This is a genomic window from Gallaecimonas pentaromativorans, assembly GCF_003751625.1.
Lineage (GTDB): Bacteria > Pseudomonadota > Gammaproteobacteria > Enterobacterales > Gallaecimonadaceae > Gallaecimonas > Gallaecimonas pentaromativorans.
The window spans coordinates 183,076-204,313 of sequence record NZ_RJUL01000004.1; the positions used below are offsets into that span (position 1 = coordinate 183,076).

General features: G+C 59.1%; 14 protein-coding genes. All 14 read right to left on the reverse strand.

The features are described from left to right. Positions 1–33 precede the first annotated feature (33 nt). The 14 genes from EDC28_RS08910 to prpB all read right to left on the reverse strand — a co-directional run bounded on the left by EDC28_RS08910 (position 34) and on the right by prpB (position 21,177). Positions 34–4,884 (reverse strand): NAD-glutamate dehydrogenase, encoded by a 4,851-nt coding sequence (locus EDC28_RS08910; protein ID WP_123421366.1) that lies wholly within the window; start codon positions 4,882–4,884, stop codon positions 34–36. A 299-nt stretch (positions 4,885–5,183) separates the two neighbouring features. Beyond that, positions 5,184–5,405: a DUF2835 family protein gene (locus EDC28_RS08915; RefSeq protein WP_050658198.1), complete on the reverse strand. Its 222-nt coding sequence runs from the start codon at positions 5,403–5,405 to the stop codon at positions 5,184–5,186. A 2-nt stretch (positions 5,406–5,407) separates the two neighbouring features. After that, positions 5,408–7,909 (reverse strand): aminopeptidase N, encoded by a 2,502-nt coding sequence (gene pepN, locus EDC28_RS08920; protein WP_123421367.1) that lies wholly within the window; start codon positions 7,907–7,909, stop codon positions 5,408–5,410. Between the two features lie 48 nt (positions 7,910–7,957). After that, complete coding sequence (gene nhaC / locus EDC28_RS08925) at positions 7,958–9,409, reverse strand: Na+/H+ antiporter NhaC (RefSeq protein WP_050658200.1); 1,452 nt, start codon at positions 9,407–9,409, stop codon at positions 7,958–7,960. Positions 9,410–9,447: 38 nt separating this feature from the next. Beyond that, positions 9,448–10,815, reverse strand: coding sequence for a sodium-dependent transporter (locus EDC28_RS08930; RefSeq protein WP_123421368.1), 1,368 nt, complete (start codon positions 10,813–10,815; stop codon positions 9,448–9,450). 81 nt (positions 10,816–10,896) lie between these two features. Then, positions 10,897–12,927 carry a carboxy terminal-processing peptidase gene (gene prc, locus EDC28_RS08935; protein WP_123421369.1) on the reverse strand — a complete coding sequence of 677 codons (2,031 nt, stop codon included), beginning with the start codon at positions 12,925–12,927 and terminating at the stop codon, positions 10,897–10,899. A gap of 3 nt (positions 12,928–12,930) precedes the next feature. Beyond that, a complete protein-coding gene (proQ, locus tag EDC28_RS08940) occupies positions 12,931–13,542 on the reverse strand; it encodes an RNA chaperone ProQ (RefSeq protein WP_050658203.1) in 612 nt (203 codons plus the stop codon). A 70-nt stretch (positions 13,543–13,612) separates the two neighbouring features. After that, positions 13,613–14,086, reverse strand: a complete 474-nt coding sequence (locus tag EDC28_RS08945; RefSeq protein ID WP_050658204.1) for a GAF domain-containing protein — start codon at positions 14,084–14,086, stop codon at positions 13,613–13,615. A gap of 122 nt (positions 14,087–14,208) precedes the next feature. Then, positions 14,209–14,868 (reverse strand): SIMPL domain-containing protein, encoded by a 660-nt coding sequence (locus tag EDC28_RS08950; protein ID WP_123421370.1) that lies wholly within the window; start codon positions 14,866–14,868, stop codon positions 14,209–14,211. After that, positions 14,865–15,125 (reverse strand): YebG family protein, encoded by a 261-nt coding sequence (locus EDC28_RS08955; RefSeq protein ID WP_083445786.1) that lies wholly within the window; start codon positions 15,123–15,125, stop codon positions 14,865–14,867. Before EDC28_RS08955 ends, EDC28_RS08950 begins: the two co-directional genes overlap by 4 nt. A 131-nt stretch (positions 15,126–15,256) precedes the next feature. Further along, positions 15,257–16,432 (reverse strand): 2-methylaconitate cis-trans isomerase PrpF, encoded by a 1,176-nt coding sequence (gene prpF / locus EDC28_RS08960; protein WP_123421371.1) that lies wholly within the window; start codon positions 16,430–16,432, stop codon positions 15,257–15,259. Positions 16,433–16,515: 83 nt separating this feature from the next. Next, positions 16,516–19,104 (reverse strand): Fe/S-dependent 2-methylisocitrate dehydratase AcnD, encoded by a 2,589-nt coding sequence (acnD, locus tag EDC28_RS08965; RefSeq protein ID WP_123421372.1) that lies wholly within the window; start codon positions 19,102–19,104, stop codon positions 16,516–16,518. Positions 19,105–19,161: 57 nt separating this feature from the next. Then, positions 19,162–20,289, reverse strand: a complete 1,128-nt coding sequence (gene prpC / locus EDC28_RS08970; RefSeq protein ID WP_123421373.1) for a bifunctional 2-methylcitrate synthase/citrate synthase — start codon at positions 20,287–20,289, stop codon at positions 19,162–19,164. A 15-nt stretch (positions 20,290–20,304) separates the two neighbouring features. Then, the gene (prpB, locus tag EDC28_RS08975; RefSeq protein WP_123421374.1) at positions 20,305–21,177 is read right to left on the reverse strand and encodes a methylisocitrate lyase; all 873 of its coding nucleotides are present in this window, start codon (positions 21,175–21,177) and stop codon (positions 20,305–20,307) included. Positions 21,178–21,238 lie beyond the last annotated feature (61 nt).

Genomic DNA, 21,238 nt, shown 5'->3' on the forward strand with positions numbered 1-21,238 from the left:
ACCAGGCCGAGGTTTTGCATTATACCCACAAAATCAGGCGGCTGTGGCCGGCTGGCAGTGGTGAATAAGGATGCCCAGCTCACGCAGCGCCACCGAGAACTTGGCGAACTCGTGGGTTTGGCTGGTGCGGAACTCAGACAGCATCTGGTTCCAGCGGGTCAGGATGGCTTCATGCCCCTCAATCCACTGCTCCACCACATCTTCCACCGGGCAGCTGTCGTCGGTGCAGCTTTGCAGCACGGCGGCGGTCAGCTGGCGCTGGTGCCAGTCCAGCTCTTCGCGGTAGGAGGCGCGGGCCAGGGCTTGCCAGTGGTTGGTAACCGGCTGGCCGATGATCTGCTCGAGGAACCAGTGCAGGCCCAGTTGCGCGCCCAGTTTGTAGTAACTGTTGGCCACCAGGGTCTGGGGCAACTGCTGCTGCTGGGCCACTTCGGCAATATCCATCACGCAGAACAGGCTGGAAAGCTGCTCGATTTCATAGGCAAGAGACTTGGGCACACCGGCTTCTACCAGTTGCTCTGCCTCGGCGCGAATGCCCTCGGCTTCGTCTTCCACCATGTAACCCAGCAAGTTGGCTTTGATTTTCTCAACGCCGTCCTTGTAGAAGGCAACCCCCTCTTCGATGGTCATGGACTTGTTGCGATGGCGCAGGAACCAGCGGGTAGCGCGGCGAATGGTGCGGCGCAGCTCGAACAGCAAGCCGGACTGCACATCGCTGGCGATGACGTTATCCAGAGCGGTTACTTCAGCCCAGAGGCGGCGCAGGTCGAAAATGGCCGCGGCCATGGCGTAGCTGTGGGCGATGTCCACGGCGGTGCCGCCGGTTTCGTCCATCATGCGGTGCACGAAGTTCAGGCCCATGTCGTTGGTGATGCGGTTGGCAAGCTGGGTAGCGATGATTTCGCCGCGCAGCGGGTGGTTAGCCATGGCATCACTGAACTGGTCTTGGATCAGCGCCGGGAAGTTGGCCTTGAGCAGTTTGGAGTGGTAGGCATCTTCGGTGATCTCCGCCACGTTAAACATCTCTTTGAGGACCATCTTGCTGTAAGCGGTCAGTACCGACAGCTCGGGGCGGGTCAGGCCTTTGCCTTGGGCGGCGCGCTCGGCCAGCTCGTCTTCAGATGGCAGGAACTCCAAGGCGCGGTCCAGCTTGCCGGCTTTTTCCAGCTCTTGGATAAAGCGGCTTTGCTCTTTAAGGGCGCTGCCCCCTTTTAGCTCGGTAATGGAGATGGAGTGGGTCTGCTCGTAGCAGTCTTCCAGCACGATGCGGGCCACGTCGTCGGTCATGTCGTACAAGAGCTTGTCGCGCTGCTTGCGGGTCATGTCGCCGCTTTGCACCAGGGTGTTCAGAAGGATTTTGATATTCACTTCGTTATCGGAACAATCCACGCCGCCGACGTTGTCCACAAAGTCGGTGTTGATGCGCCCGCCGCCCAGGGCGTATTCGATACGGCCGCGCTGGGTCAGGCCCAGGTTACCGCCCTCGCCTACTACCTTGGCACGCAGCTCGCCACCGTTGATGCGGATGGCATCGTTGGCACGGTCGCCCACTTCGGCGCTGCTTTCGCTGGCCGCTTTCACGTAGGTACCGATACCGCCGTTCCACAGCAGATCCACTTCCATCTGCAAGATGGCTTTCATCAGCTCGTTAGGGGTCATGCTGACTTTTTTGGTGTCGAGCATGCGCTTCATCTGCGGGCTGAGTTTGATGGCCTTGAGGCTACGGCTGAAGATACCGCCGCCTTCAGAGATAAGCTCTTTGTTGTAATCGTCCCAGGTGCTGGTGGGCAGGTTAAAGAGGCGCTCGCGCTCGGCAAAGCTCAAAGCGGCATCCGGCTCCGGGTCGATGAAGATGTGCATGTGGTTAAAGGCGGCCAGCAGGCGGGTGTGCTTGGACAGCAGCATGCCGTTACCAAACACATCGCCGGCCATGTCACCGATACCGGTAGCGGTAAAGTCGGTGGTTTGGCAGTCGATACCCATTTCCCGGAAGTGGCGCTTGACCGACTCCCAGCCGCCACGGGCAGTGATACCCATTTTCTTGTGGTCGTACCCCACGGAGCCGCCAGAGGCAAAGGCGTCACCCAGCCAGTGGCCGTATTCTTCGGCAATGCCGTTGGCAATGTCGGAGAAAGTGGCAGTGCCTTTGTCGGCCGCTACCACGAGATAAGGGTCGTCTTCGTCGTGGCGCACCACGTCAACCGGCGGCACGATGTCGCCGCCGACAATGTTGTCGGTGATGTCCAACAGCGCGCGGATAAAGGTGCGGTAGCACTCTTTGCCTTCGTTGAGGAAGGCTTCGCGGCCACCGGTGGTGGGCAGCTTTTTACAGACAAAGCCGCCTTTGGCGCCCACAGGGACGATAACGGTGTTCTTCACCTGCTGGGCTTTTACCAGGCCCAATACCTCGGTGCGGAAGTCTTCGCGGCGGTCAGACCAACGCAGGCCGCCACGGGCCACCTTGCCACCACGCAGATGCACACCTTCAACCCGCGGGCTGTAGACGAAGATCTCAAAGGCCGGCAACGGCAGCGGCATGTCGGAGATCATGTCCGGCTTCATCTTGAAGGAGATGTACGGCTTCTCGTTGCCGTCCTTGCTCTTTTGGAAGAAGTTGGTGCGCAATGTGGCGCTGATAAGCTCCACGTAGGAGCGGATGATACGGTCGTCATCGAGGTTGGAGACTTGATCCAGCTCCTCGTTGATTTGGCCAACCAGTTTTTCCAGGGTCTTTTCGGCCGCCGGCTTTTTGGGGTCGAAACGCTTGGTAAAAAGCTGCACCAGCATCTGTGCCAGATGCGGGTAACGCACCAGGGTTTCTTCGATGTAAGACTGGCTGAAAGAAGAGCCAATCTGGCGCATGTACTTGGCAAAGGCGCGCAGGATAACCACTTCGCGGCCAGTCAGGCCTGAGCCCAAAACCAGTTTGTTAAAGCCGTCGTCTTCGAAGTCGCCGCTCCACACCTTGGCAAAGGCGTCTTGGAAACGGTGCTGGCTCTCTTCGAGGTTCAGCTCCTTGGCGCCGGTCAGCTCCATGTAGAAATCCAGCACCCAATACGGCTTGCCGTCACTGGTGCGCACTTCGCAAGGGCGCTCGCCGATGATGCGAAGGCCCATGTTTTCGAGCATCGGCATCACGTCGGACAAGTAAATCGGCTGGTCCATATGGAACAGCTTGAGTTTCACCAGGCGCGGGTTACGAAATTCCTGCGGGCGGTAGAACAGCATGCCAAGCTGGTGCTCTTCGCTCAGGGCTTCGAGCTGGGCGATGTCGACGGCGGCGGTGCTGGGCAGCACTTCTTCCTTGTAGGAACGGGGGAAGGCCTGCACGTATTTACGGGCCAGCTTTTTGCCGTTGGCTTCGCCGTGGATAGACAACAAGGCCGCTTCCAGCTTGTCTTCCCAGCTGCGGGCCGCTTCGATGAGGTTCGCTTCTATCTCTTTCACGTTGATATCTTTGTCAGCGTCCTTGACCCGCACCAGATAATGGGTGCGGCACAGGGCGGATTCGGAAAAATAAGTGGTAAATTCCACTTCCTCTGAGGAGCCCAGGGCCTGGGCCAGGATGCGCTGGGTGGCGATCCGCAGCTGGGTGTTGTACCGCTCTTTGGTCACATACACCATGCAGGAGTAGTAACGGCCAAAGACATCCTTGCGGATAAAGAGCCGGGTACGGTCCCGCTCCTGCATCTGCAGCACGCCAAGGCCGACTTGCATCAGCTCTTCTTCCTTGGCCTGGATAAGCTCATCGCGCGGATAGGTTTCCAGGATGTTCATCAGCGCCTTGTAGGCGTGGCTGCCGGTGGCAAAACCGGAGTTTTCCAGCACCCGCTGCAATTTCTTGCGGATCATCGGAATTTGCATGGCCGAGTTGTTATAGACGCTGGAGGCGTACAGGCCGATAAAGCGGTCTTCGCCCACCACATTGCCGTCAGCGTCAAAGCGCTTGATACCGATGTAGTCGATATAAGCGGGGCGATGCACCCGGGATTTGGAGTTGGTTTTGGTGAGCACCAGCAGATGTGGGCTTAAGGCTTCTTCCCAGGCGCTTTCGCCAAGGGCCGAGAGGCTGCGCTTGTGCACTTCTTTGGACGCGCGCATCAGGCCGAGGCTGGAGTCGATTTGCGGGCGCAGCTCATAGTCGCCCTTGACCGGCTCGATGGCGTAATAGCGATAGCCCATCAGGGTAAAGTTGTGGTCGTTCACCCACTTTAAGAAGGCGTCCACCTCTGCCCTTTCTTCTTGTTCTACCGGCAGTTGGGTGTTTTCAATGCGGCCGATAACCTCGTCCATGCGCTCTTGCATGGGTTGCCAATCGGTCACCGCCAGGGTGACATCGGCCAGCACCACCCGCAGCTCGTCGGTGAGGTTGTCTATCACCTTCTGCTCGGTCAGGCGGTCCACCTCGATGAGGAACACCGTCTCGGCCTTGTCGCTTTTCTTTTGCTCTGACAAGCGGCGCAGCGCCGTCACCTGGCTGTGCTTGTCCCGGGCAAAGGCCAGCGGAATGTGCAGCATCAGGTGCGAGGTAATGGCATGGCGGCTAAGGGCCATGCGAATGGAGTCCACCAGGAACGGCATATCGTCGTGGACGATTTCGATGATGGTGTGGCTCGACTGCCAGCCGTCACGGCTCACTTCCGGATTAAAGACGCGGATATAGCTCTCACCGACCTTTTTCTTATTCAAGGCATTCCAGAGGCTTAAGGCGGCGCCATAGAGGTCGGCATCGTTACGACCGGAAAAGTCGTCCACCGACATGGTGCCATAGATCTTCTGGACAAAGCTGGTGATGAGCGGGGCGCGATCGGAAGGAACTTTGGAATCAATGAGTTTGCAAACGTTATCAAGCAGTACGGACGAATGACCGTCTATCAGTGCCATGTGACTCTCTTCCCTTAGGTACTGCAAAGCGGAAAATCCGCTTACCCCGTGATGTGAGTGGAATTGGGTTGCCTAGTATCAAGCGACCGCCAAGCGGTAATGCTTGAAAGCACGAACAATTCTATGCCTTTCCACAGCAGGTTGCGAGGGGCGTCCAGCAAAAATGCCGGTTGCCAAAGCACTGGTTTGACCTCACTTCCAGGCCAGTAAAAACAAGGGCTGGCGTGCCCTTGCCAGGGAAGGTTTACGCTCACGTCAAAGTGCCATTAACGGCGGTAATGGCAAAAAGGTATCAAAGGCTAAGGCAGGGCGTAAAAACGGACTACGTCGTTGTTTGGCCCGAGCTCCAGGGCAAAGCGCCCGTGCAGCCCAGCCAGGGTGACATAAGGGCGCAGGTGGCGAAACGGCACCGACAGCAATTGGCCGCCGTCGGCGCGCAGCAGAATACGGGTATCGGGCCGCCGGTAGGCGGCCTCCAAGGGACCGTAGTCAAAATCCACCGTCAGGGTGAACTGACGCATCCTTAGCCTTTAAGGGCTTTGCCCAGCAACTCGCCAAGGTCGGCCGAGGTGTGCGGGGTTTGCAGGCCTTTGAGCAGCGCTTCCAGGCCCTGGCGACGTTTTTGGTCAAAACGGCGCCATTGCAGCAAGGGCCCCACCATCCTGGCCGTGGCCTGGGGGTTGATGGCGTCAAGCTTTGGCAGCACCTCGCTAAGCCATTGGTAACCGGCCTCGGTGTGGCACTCGGGGTTGGTGGCGATAAAGGTGCCGATAAGGGCGCGGGTGCGGTTGGGATTGTTCCAGTTAAAGGCGCTGTGCTCCATCACTTTACCCATGCGTTTAAGGGCGCCGCTGCGCTGGCCTTGCAGCATCAGCCACTTGTCCATCACCTGGGGGTTATCCTCAAAACGCTCGGCAAAATCGGCAAGAAGAGCGTCGCTATTGGCCAGATCCCCTGCCACCGCGGCGGCCAGGGCGCCTTGGCGCTCGGTCATATTGCGGGCTTGCTGGTAGCGGTCAAACACCCCTTGCTCCAAGGGCTCGGCCAGCAAGGTCAGCAGGCTGTTGGTAAGGGCGCGGGCGCCCTTCTCTTTGACGTCCTTGACCATCTGGTAACGGTCGTGCAGCACCGCAAAGAGCCGCTCGCGCACTTGGCTGCGAAGGCGCTGGCGAGCTGCCACCAGGCCGTCCAAGTCGATTTGCTCAAACCAGCCTTGCATGGCGTTCACCGACGGCACCTTAAAGAGCTCGGCGTCCAGGAAGGCGTCGGTCAAAGGCCGGGTGGCAATGCCGTGCAAGGAACGCAGCCACAGCTCCAGGGCCGGGTGCTCTTGCCCTTGCAGCCAGGCAGCCACCAGCCGCTGCAACAGCCGCTCGGCGGCGTCCACCCGCACAAAGCCGTCGCTGGCCTTTTCCATCAGGGCCGCCAGTTCGTCGTCGGACTGCTCAAACACCAATTTTACCGGCGCCGAGAAGCCGCACAGGGGCGCGAGAATGGGCTTTTCATCAAACTGACCAAGGGCAAAGGTCTGCTCGGCGTCTTGCAGCTGCAACACGTCCTTGCCGTGGCCCAAGAGCTCGATGGCAAAAGGCAGCGGCAGCGGGCCTTTTTCGGCCTGATCGCTGGTGGGCGGGGTCAACTGGCTGAGCTTGAGGCCGTAGTGGCCGTTTTCCCAAATTTCTCTTACCGTCAGCACCGGGGTGCCAGACTGGCGATACCAGCCTTTGAAGCGGCTGAGATCCACGTCGTTGGCGTCGGCCATGGCGTCCACAAAGTCGTCGCAGGTCACCGCCTGGCCGTCGTGGCGCTTGAAGTAGAGATCCATGCCAGCCCGAAAACCCGCCTTACCCAAGAGGCCATTTAGCATGCGGATAACTTCGGCGCCCTTGTTGTACACGGTCACGGTGTAAAAGTTGTTCATCTCCGCCACTTCTAAGGGGCGGATGGGGTGGCTCATGGGGCCCGCGTCTTCGGCAAACTGCAAGGTGCGGATCACCTGGGCTTCCTTGATGCGGGTGGCGCTGGAGCCGGCCCAGTCGCTGCTGAACTGCTGGTCGCGAAATACCGTCAGGCCTTCTTTGAGGCTGAGCTGGAACCAGTCGCGGCAGGTTACCCGGTTGCCGGTCCAGTTGTGGAAGTACTCGTGGGCGATGATGGCGGCGATGTTGTCAAAGTCCTGATCGGTGGCGGTGTCGTCATCGGCCAGCACGTACTTGGCGTTGAAGATGTTAAGGCCTTTGTTTTCCATGGCGCCCATGTTGAAGAAATCCACCGCCACAATCATGAACCGGTCGAGGTCGTACTCGAGGCCGTAGGTGTCTTCGTCCCACTTCATGGAGAATTTCAGCGCCTCCATGGCGTGGCGGGCCTGCACTCGCCTGCCCTTATCCACGAAGATTTGCAGCAGCACGTCGCGGCCACTGGCGGTGGTAAAGCTGTCTTCCAACAGGTCAAAATCCCCGGCTACCAGGGCAAAGAGATAACAAGGCTTGGGGTGCGGGTCGTGCCAGGTGGCAAAGTGGCGGCCACCTTCGAGCTCGCCGCTCTCCACCAGATTGCCGTTGGACAAGAGCTGCGGATACTGCGCTTTATCGGCTATTACCTTGGTGGTGTAGACGGCCAGCACGTCCGGGCGATCGAGAAAATAGGTGATGCGGCGAAAGCCTTCGGCCTCGCACTGGGTACAAAAAGCGCCGCCGGAGCGATACAGCCCCTCAAGGGCGGTATTGGCGGTGGGGTCAATCTGGGTGACGATTTTCAAGGTGGCGCTGTCTTTTGCCACCTCAATCACCAGTTGGCCTTCTTCAAAACGGGGGGTAACGGCTTTGCCGTCCAGCTCTACTGACACCAGCTCCAGCTGCTCGCCGTCCAGGCGCAGCAAGGGGTCGGTGCCGTTCTTGGTCAAGGTACTGACGGCGGTGACCCGGGTTTGGGTATCGTGCAGCTCAAAGGTGAGGTCGAGAGCGCTGATGAGAAATGCGGGGGCTTTGTAATCCGCCAATCGTTTTACCGGCTTGTTGGCCATGCCTACTCCTTTGAAAGGAAAGCCCGGCAATGCCGGGCTTGGAACAGGTTACTGCGCAGGTCCCGCGGCAGGGGGACTGAGCCTGAGGATCTTGACACCCAGGTAGGCGTATATCACCGCCAGTACCGGGTTGATGAGATTGAACAAAGCATAAAAGATATAGTCCGCCGGGGAAACATGCAGAACAGAATGCATGTACGCGCCGCAGGTATTCCAGGGTACCAGAGGCGAGGTAATGGTGCCGCCATCTTCGAGGGAGCGAGATAAGTTAACCGGCGCCAGGCCGCGCCGCTCGTACTCTTCCTTGAACATTCTGCCGGGCATGACGATAGCCATGTATTGGTCGGCGGTGAGGATATTGCAGCCGATACAGGTGGCGATGGTAGCGGCAATCAGGCTACCGGCGCTTTTGGCCGCCCCTAGCAGGCCGCGAATAAGGCGGGTCAGCAGCCCGGTGCGCTCCATCACCGCGCCAAAGCTCATGGCGCACATGATAAGCCAAACGGTATTGAGCATGGAGCTCATGCCGCCGCCGGAGAGGAGCTTATCGAGGGTGGCATTGCCGGTTTCGATGCTGATACCGTTAAAAAGGGTGGTCCACACCAGCTTAAGGCTGGCCACCAGCCCCTCGCCCCCTAGGCGATGCACCAGCTCGCCCTGGAATAACAGCGCCCACACGCCCCCCAGCAGCGCGCCAATGAACACCGCCGGGAAGGCGGGCATCTTGCGCATGGCCATCACCAGCAAGGCCACCAGCGGCACCAGGTGCCAAGCCGAGATATCAAAGTTCTGAGTAAGGCCGGTAAGGATGGCATCGATGCGCTCGCTGGAGGCGTCGCCTTGGCTGCCAAGGCCCAGCAGCATGAAGATAATGAGCGCCAGTACAAAAGACGGCACCGTGGTCCACATCATATGGCGAATGTGGGAGAACAAATCCGAGCCAGCCACCGCTGGTGCCAGGTTGGTGGTTTCAGACAGCGGCGAGATTTTATCGCCAAAGTAGGCGCCGGAGACCACGGCGCCGGCGGTGGCGGCCGGCGACAGGCCAAGGCCCCCGGCCACCCCCATCAGCGCCACGCCAATGGTGGCGGCGGTAGTCCAGCTCGAGCCAATAGCCAGGGACACCACAGCGCAGATAAGGCAGGTGGCGGCATAGAAAATCGACGGGTTTAATATTTTCAGGCCAAAGTAAATCAGACTCGGCACGGTGCCGGCCAGCAGCCAGGTGCCGATAAGAGCGCCCACTGCCAGCAGGATGAGCACGGCGCCCAGGGAAATACTGATGCCCTTGATGATGCCCTTTTCAATGTCGTGCCACTGGTGGCCGTTTTTAAGGGCAATGATGGCGGCCACCATGGCAGAGAGCAGCAGCGCTATCTGGTTGGGGCCGTAGGAGGAATCGTCATGGAACAGCGTCACCGACGCTGCCAGCAAGGCAATAAGGACCACCACCGGGATGATGGCGTCCAGCAAGGAAGGCGCTTTTATTTCGGCTTTCATCGGGCTCTCTTTATAAAAGGCGGCAGGGGCCGCCCTGACTACAGGTTGATGATCCCAACAAGTTGCAGGAACACCAGCAAGATGGCGACAGGCGCCAGGAATTTGATGACCGGGTACCAGCTCTTGAACACCGCCGGGGCGTCAATCATGTCGGCTATCAAGGATTTATTGGCCACCCAACCGGTAAAGACGGCAATGGCCAGGCCGCCGATGGGCAGCAGGATATTGGCGGTCAGGTAATCAAGCGCGGAGAAGAAATCGGTGCCGGCAAACTGGGCGATGGGCAGCTCTGCCACCGAGGCGATGGTGCCAAGAGACAGCAGCCAAATCCCCAAACCGGCGGTGATGGCGGCGCCCCAGCGGCTAAAGCCGCGTTTTTCCACTAGCCAGGCTACCGACGATTCAATCAGCGCCAGCGCCGAGGTAAAGGCGGCAAACACCAGCATGATGAAAAACAACACCCCCACCAGGCGCCCGCCCGGCATCTGGCCAAAGGCGATGGGCAGGGTCTGAAAGATAAGCCCCGGGCCGGCCCCCGGCGCCAGGTGGTGGGCAAAGACGATGGGGTAAATGGCCATGCCGGCGATGAGCGCAACTAAGGTGTCGAAAAAGGCTATCCACAGTGAGCTTTTGGCGATGGACACCCCTTCTGGCAGGTAGGCGCCGTACATGATCATGATCCCCGAGGCCAGACTCAAAGTGAAAAAGGAATGGCCCAGGGCCACCACCACGCCGTTGATGGTGAGTTTGGAAAAATCCGGGTCAAACATGAAGTGCAGGGCCGCCGCAAAATCCCCTTCACTGGCGGCGTAACCGGCCAGCACCAGCAGCAGCAAAAACAAAATGGGCATCAGGGTCGATACCGCTCGCTCCAGGCCGGCTTTAACGCCTTTGCCTATCACCAGCACCGTGCCAAGGACCACCAAGCTGGTCCAGCCCAGCAGCGCCCAGCCGTTAGAGGTCAGCCCTTTGAACAGTGCCTGCACCGCCGCCGGGTCGCCATTGCCAAAGTCCCCTGCCCCGGCTTTGAAGATATAAGCCAAGCCCCAGCCGGTAATAACCACATAAAAGGACAAGATAAGGTAGCCGCTTATCACCCCCATCCAGCCCACAAAGCCCCAAAAGGCCGGTTTGCCGGAGGCTTTGGCCACTTCGCTGGTGGATTTGCCGGGAGTGCGGCGCCCGTATTTGCCGATGGCCACTTCCGCCATCATCACCGGTATGCCAATGAGCAGGATACAAATGAGGTACACCAGCACAAAGGCGCCGCCGCCGTTCTCACCGGTGATGTAGGGAAACTTCCAGATATTGCCAAGGCCCACGGCGGCGCCGGTGGCGGCGAGGATATAGGCGAAGCGGTTCGACCAGCGGGTAGTCCCGCCTTTTTTGCTGTTGGTTTGCTGCATTGGCCGTCCTTGTTGTTATTGTTCGTTAAAACCCTAACAGAGCAGCCAGAAAAAAAAAGGCCCCAAAATCGGGGCCTTATCTCATTTTTTAGCTAAGTCATCGACTTTGACGTAGTCGAGAGTGATGCGGGCGGCTTCAGCCAGATCCACATCGGGAAGCTCGAAGTCCTTGGGCACGTCGTCCAGGGTCTTGTAAGTCGGCTTGCCTTCAAAGGTGGCCCAGGAGTTGATGCGCTCCAGGCGTTTGGCTTCGTCGTCCTTACGTTCCTTTTCCCGGTCGGCTTTATTCAAAGACACCGTCTTGTCCGCTTTGTGGGCGTTATATTCCTTAATGTCATCAAGGATATAAGCGTAGCGGGGATCTTTGGCCATGCGCGCGTCGTGCAGTTTTTGCAGCTCGGCGGTGTGGCTGACCATGGCCAGCGGCTGGTAATCGGCCGGGGGGATCTGATCCCAGGGCAGTGAGTTGTCGTTGGTGCTCTCGCCTACTTTATCCGGGTCGATTTCCGGGGGCAGCAGGACATCCGGCTCCACCCCTTTGTGCTGGGTGCTGCCGCCATTGATGCGGTAGAACTTGGCAATAGTGTACTGGATAAAGCCCAGCTTGTTGTCAAACATGTCGTACAGGCGGCCAAGGCCACGATGCTGCTGCACTGTGCCTTTACCGTAGGAGTTCTGGCCGATGATAAGGGCGCGGCCGTAGTCTTGCAGCGCCGCCGAGAAAATCTCCGACGCAGAGGCGCTGTAACGGTCAATCAGCACCGTCAGCGGGCCGCTGTAGGCCACTTCGCCGTCGGAATCGCCTTCCACATCCACCCGGCCATTGGCGCTACGCACCTGCACCACCGGGCCTTCGTCGATAAAGAGGCCGGTCAGGGCCGAGGCTTCGGTCAACGCGCCGCCGCCGTTACCGCGAAGGTCCATGATAATGGTGCCAACCTTGTCTTTCTTCAGTTTGGCGATTTCTTTTTTCACGTCGGCAGACAGGCCCACATAGAAGCTCGGCACGTTAATCACGCCCACCTTCTGGCCTTTGTATTCGCCGTAGGGAATGGTGTAAACCTCGCCCTTGGCGGCGCGGTCTTCCAGGCGCACCTTGTCACGCTCAATGACAACGGTCTTGGGCTTGGCTGAGACCGAGCCACCAGGCAGCACTTCCAGGCGCACCTTGGAGCCTTTTTTGCCCTTGATAAGCTCGACCACGTCGTCAAGGCGCATGCCGACCACGTCGGTCATCTCGCCCTTGCTGCCCTGCCCTACGGCAATGATTTTGTCCTCGGGCTTAAGCTCGCCGGATTTATCGGCCGGGCCACCTTTAACCAAAGAGGCGATCACGGTGTAGTCGTCGATGGACTGCAATACCGCGCCAATGCCTTCCAGTTGCAGGTTCATCTCCACGTCAAAACGCTCGGCGCTACGGGGAGACATATAGCTGGTGTGGGGCTCTACCTGGTTGGCAAAGGCATTCATGGCCAACTGGTAGACATCCTCGCTCTGGGACTGGCTAAGACGCTTGATGGCGTTATTGTAACGCTTGGTCAGGGTGTCTTTGATTTCGTCCCATTTTTTGCCGGTCAGGCTCAAGTTGAGCTCGTCGTATTTGACGCGCTCGCGCCAAATTTCGTTAAGCTCGGCCTCGTCCTTGGGCCAGGGGGCTTCGGTACGGTCGTAGACATATTTGTCTTCGGTATCAAAGCCCATGGGGTTATCCAGCAGCGACAAGGCATAGGCAAAGCGCTGGTAGCGGCGCTTCATGCCAAGGTCGTAGATGGCGTAGGCCCAGCTGTTGTCACCGTCGATAAGGTCGTTATCGATTTGGGTGGCGTACCGCTTTTTAAAACCGTCGATGTCACTTTGCAAAAAGATGCTGCGGTTGTAGTCGAGATCTTTTAGGTAGCGGTCGAGGATCTCGCCGGACAGTTTGTCGTCCAGCGAGAAATGCTTGTAGTGGGAGCGGCGCAGCAAAGTGGTGATCCGCTTGGTCTCTGTCGCGTGCTGTGCTTCTGGTGCCAACTTGGGCAGCGCATCTTCACCGAGGGTGGGTGCCACCGCATAGCTGAACGTGGACACCATGGCCGCGGTCAACGCGGCCAGTCGAATCACCTTTACCATCCGTTACTCTCCCTTGGCGGCGATCAAGTGCTCGCCCTTTACATGCATTACCATGCCGGTAACCAGCTGAACCTGCACAGAATCCTTATCAACGGCTACCACAGTACCAGGCAGAGGGCGCTGGCCCCCAACCACCCGCACATCGTCACCCACTTTCAGGGCGTTGATGTCCAGGCGCGGTGCCTGGCGGGGTTTGGGCTTGGCGCTAGCAGCCGGTTTACGCGGCGCCTTTTTATCATTGGGTTTGCGCTGGGGCTTTTTGTCCGGATCGACACCGGCCTTACGCATGGACTCATGCAGGCTGGTTTGGGCGTGCTCGGCTTCGCTGTCGGTAACGGCGATGCTATCGGCGCCGTCCAGATCCACCCGCGCTACACCGGCTTTGACGCTACGCAGGTAGCGCCAGGCGTTGGTGTAGTGGCGCAGCGCCATGCGCAGCTGGGTCTTGGAGACCCGCTCGTCGCTATCTAGGCGCTCGGCCAAGTCTTGAAAAATACCGATTTTCAGCGGTTTGGCTTCGCCCTTGAGGGTAAAGCATTGCGGGAACGTCTCAGCCAGAAAGGCAAGTACTGCCTTGGTATCGGGGAGTTTTGACGAACTTTCAGTTTGTTCCATGAGTATTCCTTTGCCAGACACGCAGGGCCTTAAAACCTGCGCAGCGGCTTATTCTAAAAGGTCAGGCAGCTTATTTACCAGTGTTGCTGAGGGCATCGCCCAGCGCCTTGACGAATGCATTAAGCCCGGCTTCGTCATCGGCATCAAAGCGACTGAATGAAGGGGAATCTATATCCAGCACGCCGATAATGGCGCCGTTGACCACCAGGGGCACGACTATCTCGGCGTTGGAAGCGCCATCACAGGCGATATGACCAGGGAAGGCGTGAACATCGTCCACTCGCTGGGTGGCCTTTTGGGCGACGGCGGTTCCGCACACCCCTTTACCCACCTCGATACGCACACAGGCAGCCTTACCCTGGAACGGCCCCAGCACCAGGGTATCGCCCTGGAGCAGGTAGAAGCCAACCCAGTTAAGGTCATCAAGGTGTTCATTCAGCAAGGCGCTGATGTTGGCCAGGTTAGCGATAAGATCCGGTTCACCGTCGATAAGACCCAATGCCATCTGGGTTATTTCGGTATAAAAAGCGGCTTTATTGCTCATAGATTTTTGGTTTTGCCCTTAGGGCCTTAAATTCGAACTGTCGGTATAACGTAGGAAGCTTGGCCCTGTCCAGTTAAGGATGCGCCAGACAGGGCCTAAGGCGCTATTTTAGAGCCGGGCGGTCAGTCTTTAATCGCAAATCGGGCTGACACGCTGGCGCTGACATCAATGGTGCCTGGGGTTTGCATCGGGCCCGATTCCATCGCGGCGGCGCGCATGTACACCACCGGCGCCCGGCCACCGCCCTGCTCGTCCACACTCACCATCTTACCCAGGCTGGTGCCACCGGCATTGGCCAGCAGCGCCGCTTTACTCTTGGCATCCACTACCGCTTGGGCCAGCAGTTCACGATAGAGCTTGTCTTGCCCAGAATAAGCCAGCTGCACCTGGCCGATACCGTCGCTGTGGGCGTCCACCGCCACTTTCAGCGCCTTGGGGTAAAGGTCAAAGTCGTGCACCGTTACCCGGTAGCTTTGCTGAGCGCGAAGGCCGGCGGCTTTGCCGTCTACATAGCGCGGGGACACGTCAAAGCGGGTGCCCTGAATGTCTTTGTCGGCTACGCCGATCTTTTTAATGGCGGCCAAAAACGGCTTGGCTTTGGCTTCGATGTCTTTTAGTAGCTCATCAGACTGCTCGCCTTCGCTGCTAAAGGACACGGTAAAGCTGACTTCATCCGGCGCCACGGCGCGGCTCGCCTCGCCCTGCACCGCTACGTAACGGTCCATGGCCATGGTCAGTGGGCTGGCTGCCGCCAGCACCATGGCCAACGCTGCTACTTTCATGGGCTCTCCTTTTTCGGTTTGGTTGCTGCCGGCTTGCCTTTAAGGGCCGCCAGCAGCGCATCCTTTTCGGTAGCAAGGAACAACCCCAGTTGCTCCCGGTGCTCTTCACTCAAGGTCACGGGGCCTTTTTCCAGCAGGTCGGCCAACAGATCGGCGCTGTCGAGCAGCTTGTCATAGGCATCTGCTTCCTGTTTGCTGGTAAAGGTCATCTTCTCTATCCCCTTGCGTACTACGACGTATTGAATAACGACGGCCATAACGACTCCTGATTTACTGTATGAATGAACAGTAAATCATTTCCTCGGTCAGGTCACGCCGAAATTCAGAGGACAGGGGCAGTATTGCAAAGCTTTATGAGAGGCTGATGAACGCCCCGCTTTACGCCGGGTTAAAAGCATTCCTCGGGCACCCTCACCCAGCCTTCCATGATGATGCGGGCGCTACGGCTCATGGACACGTCTTGTACCTGCCAGTTGCCACTGGCGTCTTGCCCTGCCTTGGCGCCCACCAGCAAGGTGCCAGAGGGGTGGCCAAAGCGAAGGCGATTAGCGGCGCCGCCGGCCGCTTCGCTCACCAAGGTGCCGGGAATAGCCGCCGCGGTGGCTATGGCGACAGCAGCAGTGCCCATCATGGCGTGGTGCAGCTGGCCCATGGACATGGCCCTGACACAAAGGGCAATGCTGTCGCCGGCCACGGTTTTACCGCTCGACGCGTTATAGCTAGTGGGAGGCGCCACAAAGGCGACTTTCGGGGTGTGCTGGCGCGTGGCCGCTTCTTGTGGAGTTTTGATAAGCCCCATCTTGAGGGCCCCGGCGGTGCGTAGCGCTTCTAGGCGGGCCAAAGCGGCTTTATCGCCATTGATATCCCCTTGCAGCTCGGTGCCCCGGTAGCCGAGGTCACCGGCGCGCACAAAGATGGTGGGAATGCCGGCGTTAATCAGGGTGGCGTCAAGGCTGCCAAGGCCGGGTACCTCCAGTTTGTCAACAAGGTTTGCGGTGGGAAACAGCGCCCCTTCATCGTCAGCCGGGTCAACAAAGGTCAGCGGCAGCTCTGCGGCCGGGAAGGTGACACCGTCTAGCTCAAAATCGCCGGTCTCCTGGACTTGGCCCCCGCTGATGGGTACCCGGGCGATGATGGTTTTGCCGATGTTTTGCTGCCAGATATGAATGTCGGCATGGCCGTTTTGTGGCAGTAAGGCGCTGTCCACCAAACCGCTGTGAATGGCAAAGGCGCCCACCGCTGCCGAGAGGTTGCCGCAGTTACCGCTCCAATCCACAAAGGGCTTGTCGATAGCCACCTGGCCAAAGAGGTAATCCACATGGTGGCCCGGCCTTTGGCTTTTACTGAGGATAACCGCCTTAGAGGTGCTGGAGCTGGCGTTACCCAGGCCATCAATCTGTTTGCCGTAAGGGTCAGGGCTACCCAGCACCCGCAGCAGCAGCTTGTCTCGGGCCGGGCCCGGCTCACGGGCGGCAGGGGGCAAGTCGTTTAAGCGAAAAAACACCCCCTTGGAGGTGCCGCCGCGCATGTAGGTAGCCAGAATTTTGATTTGCGGTTTACTCATTACATCACTCCACACCGGCTGCCCGGCAAAAAGAGCCCCGTAAAAAAAGGAAAGCCGCCTTCCCTGGCGGCTTAAGGGGATGATCAGTTATTGGCGTCCAAAAAATCCTGGGCAAAGCGCTGCAGCACCCCGCCCGCCTGGTAAATAGACTCCTCTTCGAGGGTATCGAGGCGGCAGGTTACCGGCGCTTCGAGGCGCTCGCCGTTTTGGCGGTGCACCACCAACGTCAGCTCGGCGCCGGGGGCAGGAATGCCTTTAACATCAAAAGTCTCGGTGCCATCGATGCCCAGGCTGTGGCGGTCGGTGCCGTCTGTAAATTGCAGCGGCAAGACCCCCATGCCAATCAGGTTAGTGCGGTGAATGCGCTCAAAGCCTTCGGCCACGATGGCCTCAACCCCAGCCAACCGCACCCCTTTGGCTGCCCAGTCGCGGCTTGAGCCTTGGCCGTAATCGGCGCCAGCGATGATGCAAAGGGGTTGGCGCCGGGCCATGTAGGCCTCGATGGCCTCCCACATCCGCATCACCTGGCCTTCAGGTTCCAGGCGCGCCAGGGAACCTTGTTTTACGGTGCCGTCCACTACCGCCATCTCGTTGATGAGCTTGGGATTGGCAAAGGTGGCGCGCTGGGCGGTGAGGTGATCGCCTCGGTGGGTGGCGTAGGAGTTGAAGTCCTCTTCGGCCAAGCCCATTTTGGCCAGGTACTCGCCGGCGGCGCTGCTGGCCAGGATAGCGTTAGAGGGCGACAGGTGATCGGTGGTGATGTTATCCCCCAGCACCGCCAGCGGCCGCATGCCCTTGAGGCTGCGTTCACCGGCCAGGGCGCCTTCCCAGTAAGGCGGACGGCGAATATAGGTGCTTTGCGGCCGCCAGTCGTACAGTGGCTTGACACGTTGGCTGTAGTCCACCTTCACGTTAAACATGGGCTCGTACACGGCCTTAAATTGCTCTGGCTTTACACTTTGCTTGATGATGGCGTCTATTTCGCCGTCATCGGGCCAGATGTCCTTGAGGGTAATGTTTTGGCCCTCGGCGTCCACCCCTAAGGCGTCTTTTTCAATATCAAAGCGGATGGTACCGGCAATGGCGTAAGCCACCACCAGCGGCGGCGAGGCCAAAAAGGCCTGCTTGGCATAGGGATGAATGCGGCCGTCAAAATTGCGGTTACCGGAGAGCACCGCCGTGGCGTAGAGGTCGCGCTCGACGATCTCCTGCTGGATAACCGGGTCCAGGGCGCCGCTCATGCCGTTACAGGTGGTGCAGGCAAAGCCCACTACCCCAAAACCGAGCTGCTCGAGATACCCCAGCAATCCTGCTTCTTTAAGATACAGCTCCACCGCTTTGGAGCCTGGCGCCAGGGAGGTTTTGACCCAGGGCTGGCGCACCAGGCCTTTTTGCACCGCATTGCGGGCCAAGAGGCTGGCGGCGATGACGTTGCGTGGATTGGAGGTGTTGGTGCAGCTGGTGATGGCGGCGATGATCACGGCGCCGTCGGGCATCAGCCCCGGCTGTTGTTGCCAGGCGCCGGCAATGCCCCGTTTAGTCAATTCGCTGACCGGCACTCGCTTGTGGGGGCTCGACGGCCCGGCGATATTGCGCACCACCGAGCTTAAATCAAAGTGCAGGGTGCGCTCATATTCGGCGCTCTGAAGGCCATCGGCCCAGAGCCCGGCAGTTTTGGCGTATTGCTCTACCAGTTGCACCTGGGCTTCTTCGCGGCCGGTCAGGCGCAGGTAATCGAGGGTCTGCTCGTCAATTTGGAACATGGCGGCGGTGGCGCCGTATTCCGGGGTCATGTTGGCGATGGTGGCCCTGTCGCCCAGGGTCAGGCTGCGGGCGCCTTCGCCGAAGAACTCAAGATAGGCGCCTACCACCTTTTCGCTACGCAAAAACTCGGTGATGGCCAGCACGATGTCGGTGGCGGTAATGCCGGGCGCCGCCTTACCGGTCAGCTCAACGCCGACGATATCGGGCAGGCGCAGCCAGGAGGCGCGGCCCAGCATCACGCTTTCGGCTTCAAGGCCCCCTACCCCCACGGCTATTACTCCCAGAGCATCAACGTGGGGGGTGTGGCTGTCGGTGCCCACCAGGGTGTCGGGGAAGGCAACGCCGTCTTTAACCTGCACCACCGGCGACATTTTCTCGAGGTTGATTTGGTGCATGATGCCGTTGCCAGGGGGGATGACCTCGACGTTTTTAAAGGCAAGCTTGGTCCAGTTGATAAAGTGGAAGCGGTCTTCATTGCGCCTGTCTTCGATGGCGCGGTTCTTATCAAAAGCGTCTTTGTCAAAACCGGCGTGCTCGACGGCAAGGGAGTGGTCAACAATCAGCTGGGTAGGCACCACCGGGTTGACCTTGGCCGGGTCGCCGCCGCGCTCGGCAATGGCGTCGCGAAGGCCGGCAAGGTCTACCAGGGCGGTCTGGCCGAGAATGTCGTGGCACACCACCCGGGCCGGAAACCAGGGAAAATCCAGCTCCCGTTTGCCGTGGATGATTTGGCCCAGGTAATCGTTAAGGCGCGCCGGCTCTGCTCGGCGCACCAGGTTTTCGGCCAGCACACGGGCGGTATAGGAAAGGCGCGCATAGGCCCCCGGCACCAGGGCGTCGACGGCGGCGCGGGTATCAAAGTAGTCAAGCGAGGTGCCCGGCAGGGCTTTTCGAAATTGGCTGTTCATGCCTTCAACTCGTGTTGTCACTAACGGCAAAGGGCCCCGAAGGGCCACTTTTCTTTATCAGGCGCGGTTTTCCAGGGCCACAAATTCCCTGATATCAGGCCCGGTGTATTCGGCCGAGGGCCGGATAATGCGGTTATTGGCCCGCTGCTCCATCACGTGGGCGGTCCAGCCCGATACCCTTGAGCAGACAAAAATCGGGGTAAAGAGCTTGGTGGGAATGCCCATGTAGTGATAAGCGCTGGCGTGGAAGAAATCGGCATTGGGGAACAGCTGCTTCTTCTCCCACATAAATTGCTCGGTGGCCTCGGAAACCCGGTATAGACGGTCGTCCCCAAAGTCCCGGGCCAGGGCCTTGGACCAATACTTGATAACGGCGTTGCGTGGGTCTTTGGTGCGGTAGATGGCATGGCCAAAGCCCATGATCTTCTCTTTTTGCTCCAGCATGGCATTAAGGCGCGACACCGCTTCTTCTTCGCTGGCCCAATGCTCAATCATGGCCATGGCCATCTCGTTGGCGCCGCCGTGCAGCGGGCCACGGAGTGAACCGATGGCGGCGGTCACGCATGAATGCATATCAGAAAGGGTGGAGGCGCAGACCCTGGCGGTAAAGGTAGAGGCGTTGAACTCATGCTCGGCGTAGAGGATGAGCGACACGTTCATCACTTTTTCGAAAAGGGCGCTCGGCGCCTTGCCGTGCAGCAGCGCCAGGAAGTGGCCGCCGATGCTGTCGCAGTCTGAGTCGGTGTCGATGCGCACGCCGTCATGGCTAAAGCGGTACCAGTAGTTGATGATGCCGGGAAAGGTTGCCAGCAGGCGGTCGGATACGTCCATCTGCGCGCTAAAGTCCCCTTCTTGCTCCAGGTTACCCAGGGCCGAACAACCGGTGCGCAGCACGTCCATGGGGTGAGCGTCGGCGGGAATTTTCTCCAACATCTCGCAAAGGGTGGCTGGCAGCTTGCGCATACCCTTGAGCTTGGTCTTGTAGGCGCCAAGCTCGGCTTCATTGGGCAGCTCACCGCGCAGCAGCAGATAGGCCACTTCTTCAAAGCAGGCTTTGTCGGCCAGGGTTTCAATGTCATAGCCGCGATAATGCAGGCCGTTACCGGCGGTGCCGACGGTACAGATGCTGGTTTGTCCGGCGACCTGGCCGCGCAGGCCAGCCCCCCCTAATGCTTTATCAACCATGCTGCATTCCTCTTTTTATTTATCTTTGGCAAATAGGGCGTCGAGCTTTTGCTCGTACTGGTGGTAATTGAGGTAGTCGTACAACTCGCTGCGGGTTTGCATGGTGTCTACCACGGCGTTTTGGTGGCCGTCGCGAAGGATGGCTTCAAAGACCTTGACCGCGGCGGCATTGGCGGCGCGAAACGCCGACAGCGGATAGAGCACCATGTCAACGCCGTGCTCGGCCAACTGGGCCTTGTGGTAAAGCTCGGTTTGGCCGAACTCGGTCATGTTGGCCAGCACCGGCACGCCGCAGGCGGCTTTGATGCGGTCGTAATGGTTAAGGTTGGTCATGGCTTCGGCAAAGATCATGTCGGCGCCGGCTTCGGCGTAGGCGGCGGCGCGCTCGACGGCGGCGTCCAGGCCTTCTACGGCCAGCGCGTCGGTGCGGGCCATTATGACGAAGTTGCTGTCCTGGCGGGCATCAACGGCGGCCTTGATGCGGTCTTGCATTTCACTGGTGGAGACCACTTCCTTGTTGGGTCTGTGGCCGCAGCGCTTTTGGGCTACCTGATCTTCCATGTGCACGGCGGCCACCCCGGCCCGTTCCATGGTCTTGATGGTGCGGCCGATGTTAAAAGCGCCGCCCCAACCCACATCGATATCCACCAACAGCGGCAGATCCACGGCGCCGGTAATGCGCTCGGCATCCTGGGCCACGTCGTTAAGGGTGGTAATGGCCAAGTCCGGCAGGCCAAAGCTGGCGTTGGCTACGCCGCCGCCAGACAGGTAAAGGGCTTTAAAACCAGCCGCTTTGGCCATCAGCGCCATATAGGCATTGATGGTACCGGCAATTTGCAGGGGGTGTTCGCTGGCAACCAGCTCGCGGAATTTGCGTCCCTGAGACATGACAAACCTCACATGGGGAAAACTCCCCTCAGACTAATCCTTGCTTTACGTTAACGTCAAC

What these genes read in the sequence shown, in the direction of transcription:
- EDC28_RS08910 (WP_123421366.1), bottom strand. Translation starts at nt 4,884, where the DNA reads ATGGCACTGATAGACGGTCATTCGTCCGTACTGCTTGATAACGTTTGC.
- EDC28_RS08915 (WP_050658198.1), bottom strand. Translation starts at nt 5,405, where the DNA reads ATGCGTCAGTTCACCCTGACGGTGGATTTTGACTACGGTCCCTTGGAG.
- pepN (WP_123421367.1), bottom strand. Translation starts at nt 7,909, where the DNA reads ATGGCCAACAAGCCGGTAAAACGATTGGCGGATTACAAAGCCCCCGCA.
- nhaC (WP_050658200.1), bottom strand. Translation starts at nt 9,409, where the DNA reads ATGAAAGCCGAAATAAAAGCGCCTTCCTTGCTGGACGCCATCATCCCG.
- EDC28_RS08930 (WP_123421368.1), bottom strand. Translation starts at nt 10,815, where the DNA reads ATGCAGCAAACCAACAGCAAAAAAGGCGGGACTACCCGCTGGTCGAAC.
- prc (WP_123421369.1), bottom strand. Translation starts at nt 12,927, where the DNA reads ATGGTAAAGGTGATTCGACTGGCCGCGTTGACCGCGGCCATGGTGTCC.
- proQ (WP_050658203.1), bottom strand. Translation starts at nt 13,542, where the DNA reads ATGGAACAAACTGAAAGTTCGTCAAAACTCCCCGATACCAAGGCAGTA.
- EDC28_RS08945 (WP_050658204.1), bottom strand. Translation starts at nt 14,086, where the DNA reads ATGAGCAATAAAGCCGCTTTTTATACCGAAATAACCCAGATGGCATTG.
- EDC28_RS08950 (WP_123421370.1), bottom strand. Translation starts at nt 14,868, where the DNA reads ATGAAAGTAGCAGCGTTGGCCATGGTGCTGGCGGCAGCCAGCCCACTG.
- EDC28_RS08955 (WP_083445786.1), bottom strand. Translation starts at nt 15,125, where the DNA reads ATGGCCGTCGTTATTCAATACGTCGTAGTACGCAAGGGGATAGAGAAG.
- prpF (WP_123421371.1), bottom strand. Translation starts at nt 16,432, where the DNA reads ATGAGTAAACCGCAAATCAAAATTCTGGCTACCTACATGCGCGGCGGC.
- acnD (WP_123421372.1), bottom strand. Translation starts at nt 19,104, where the DNA reads ATGAACAGCCAATTTCGAAAAGCCCTGCCGGGCACCTCGCTTGACTAC.
- prpC (WP_123421373.1), bottom strand. Translation starts at nt 20,289, where the DNA reads ATGGTTGATAAAGCATTAGGGGGGGCTGGCCTGCGCGGCCAGGTCGCC.
- prpB (WP_123421374.1), bottom strand. Translation starts at nt 21,177, where the DNA reads ATGTCTCAGGGACGCAAATTCCGCGAGCTGGTTGCCAGCGAACACCCC.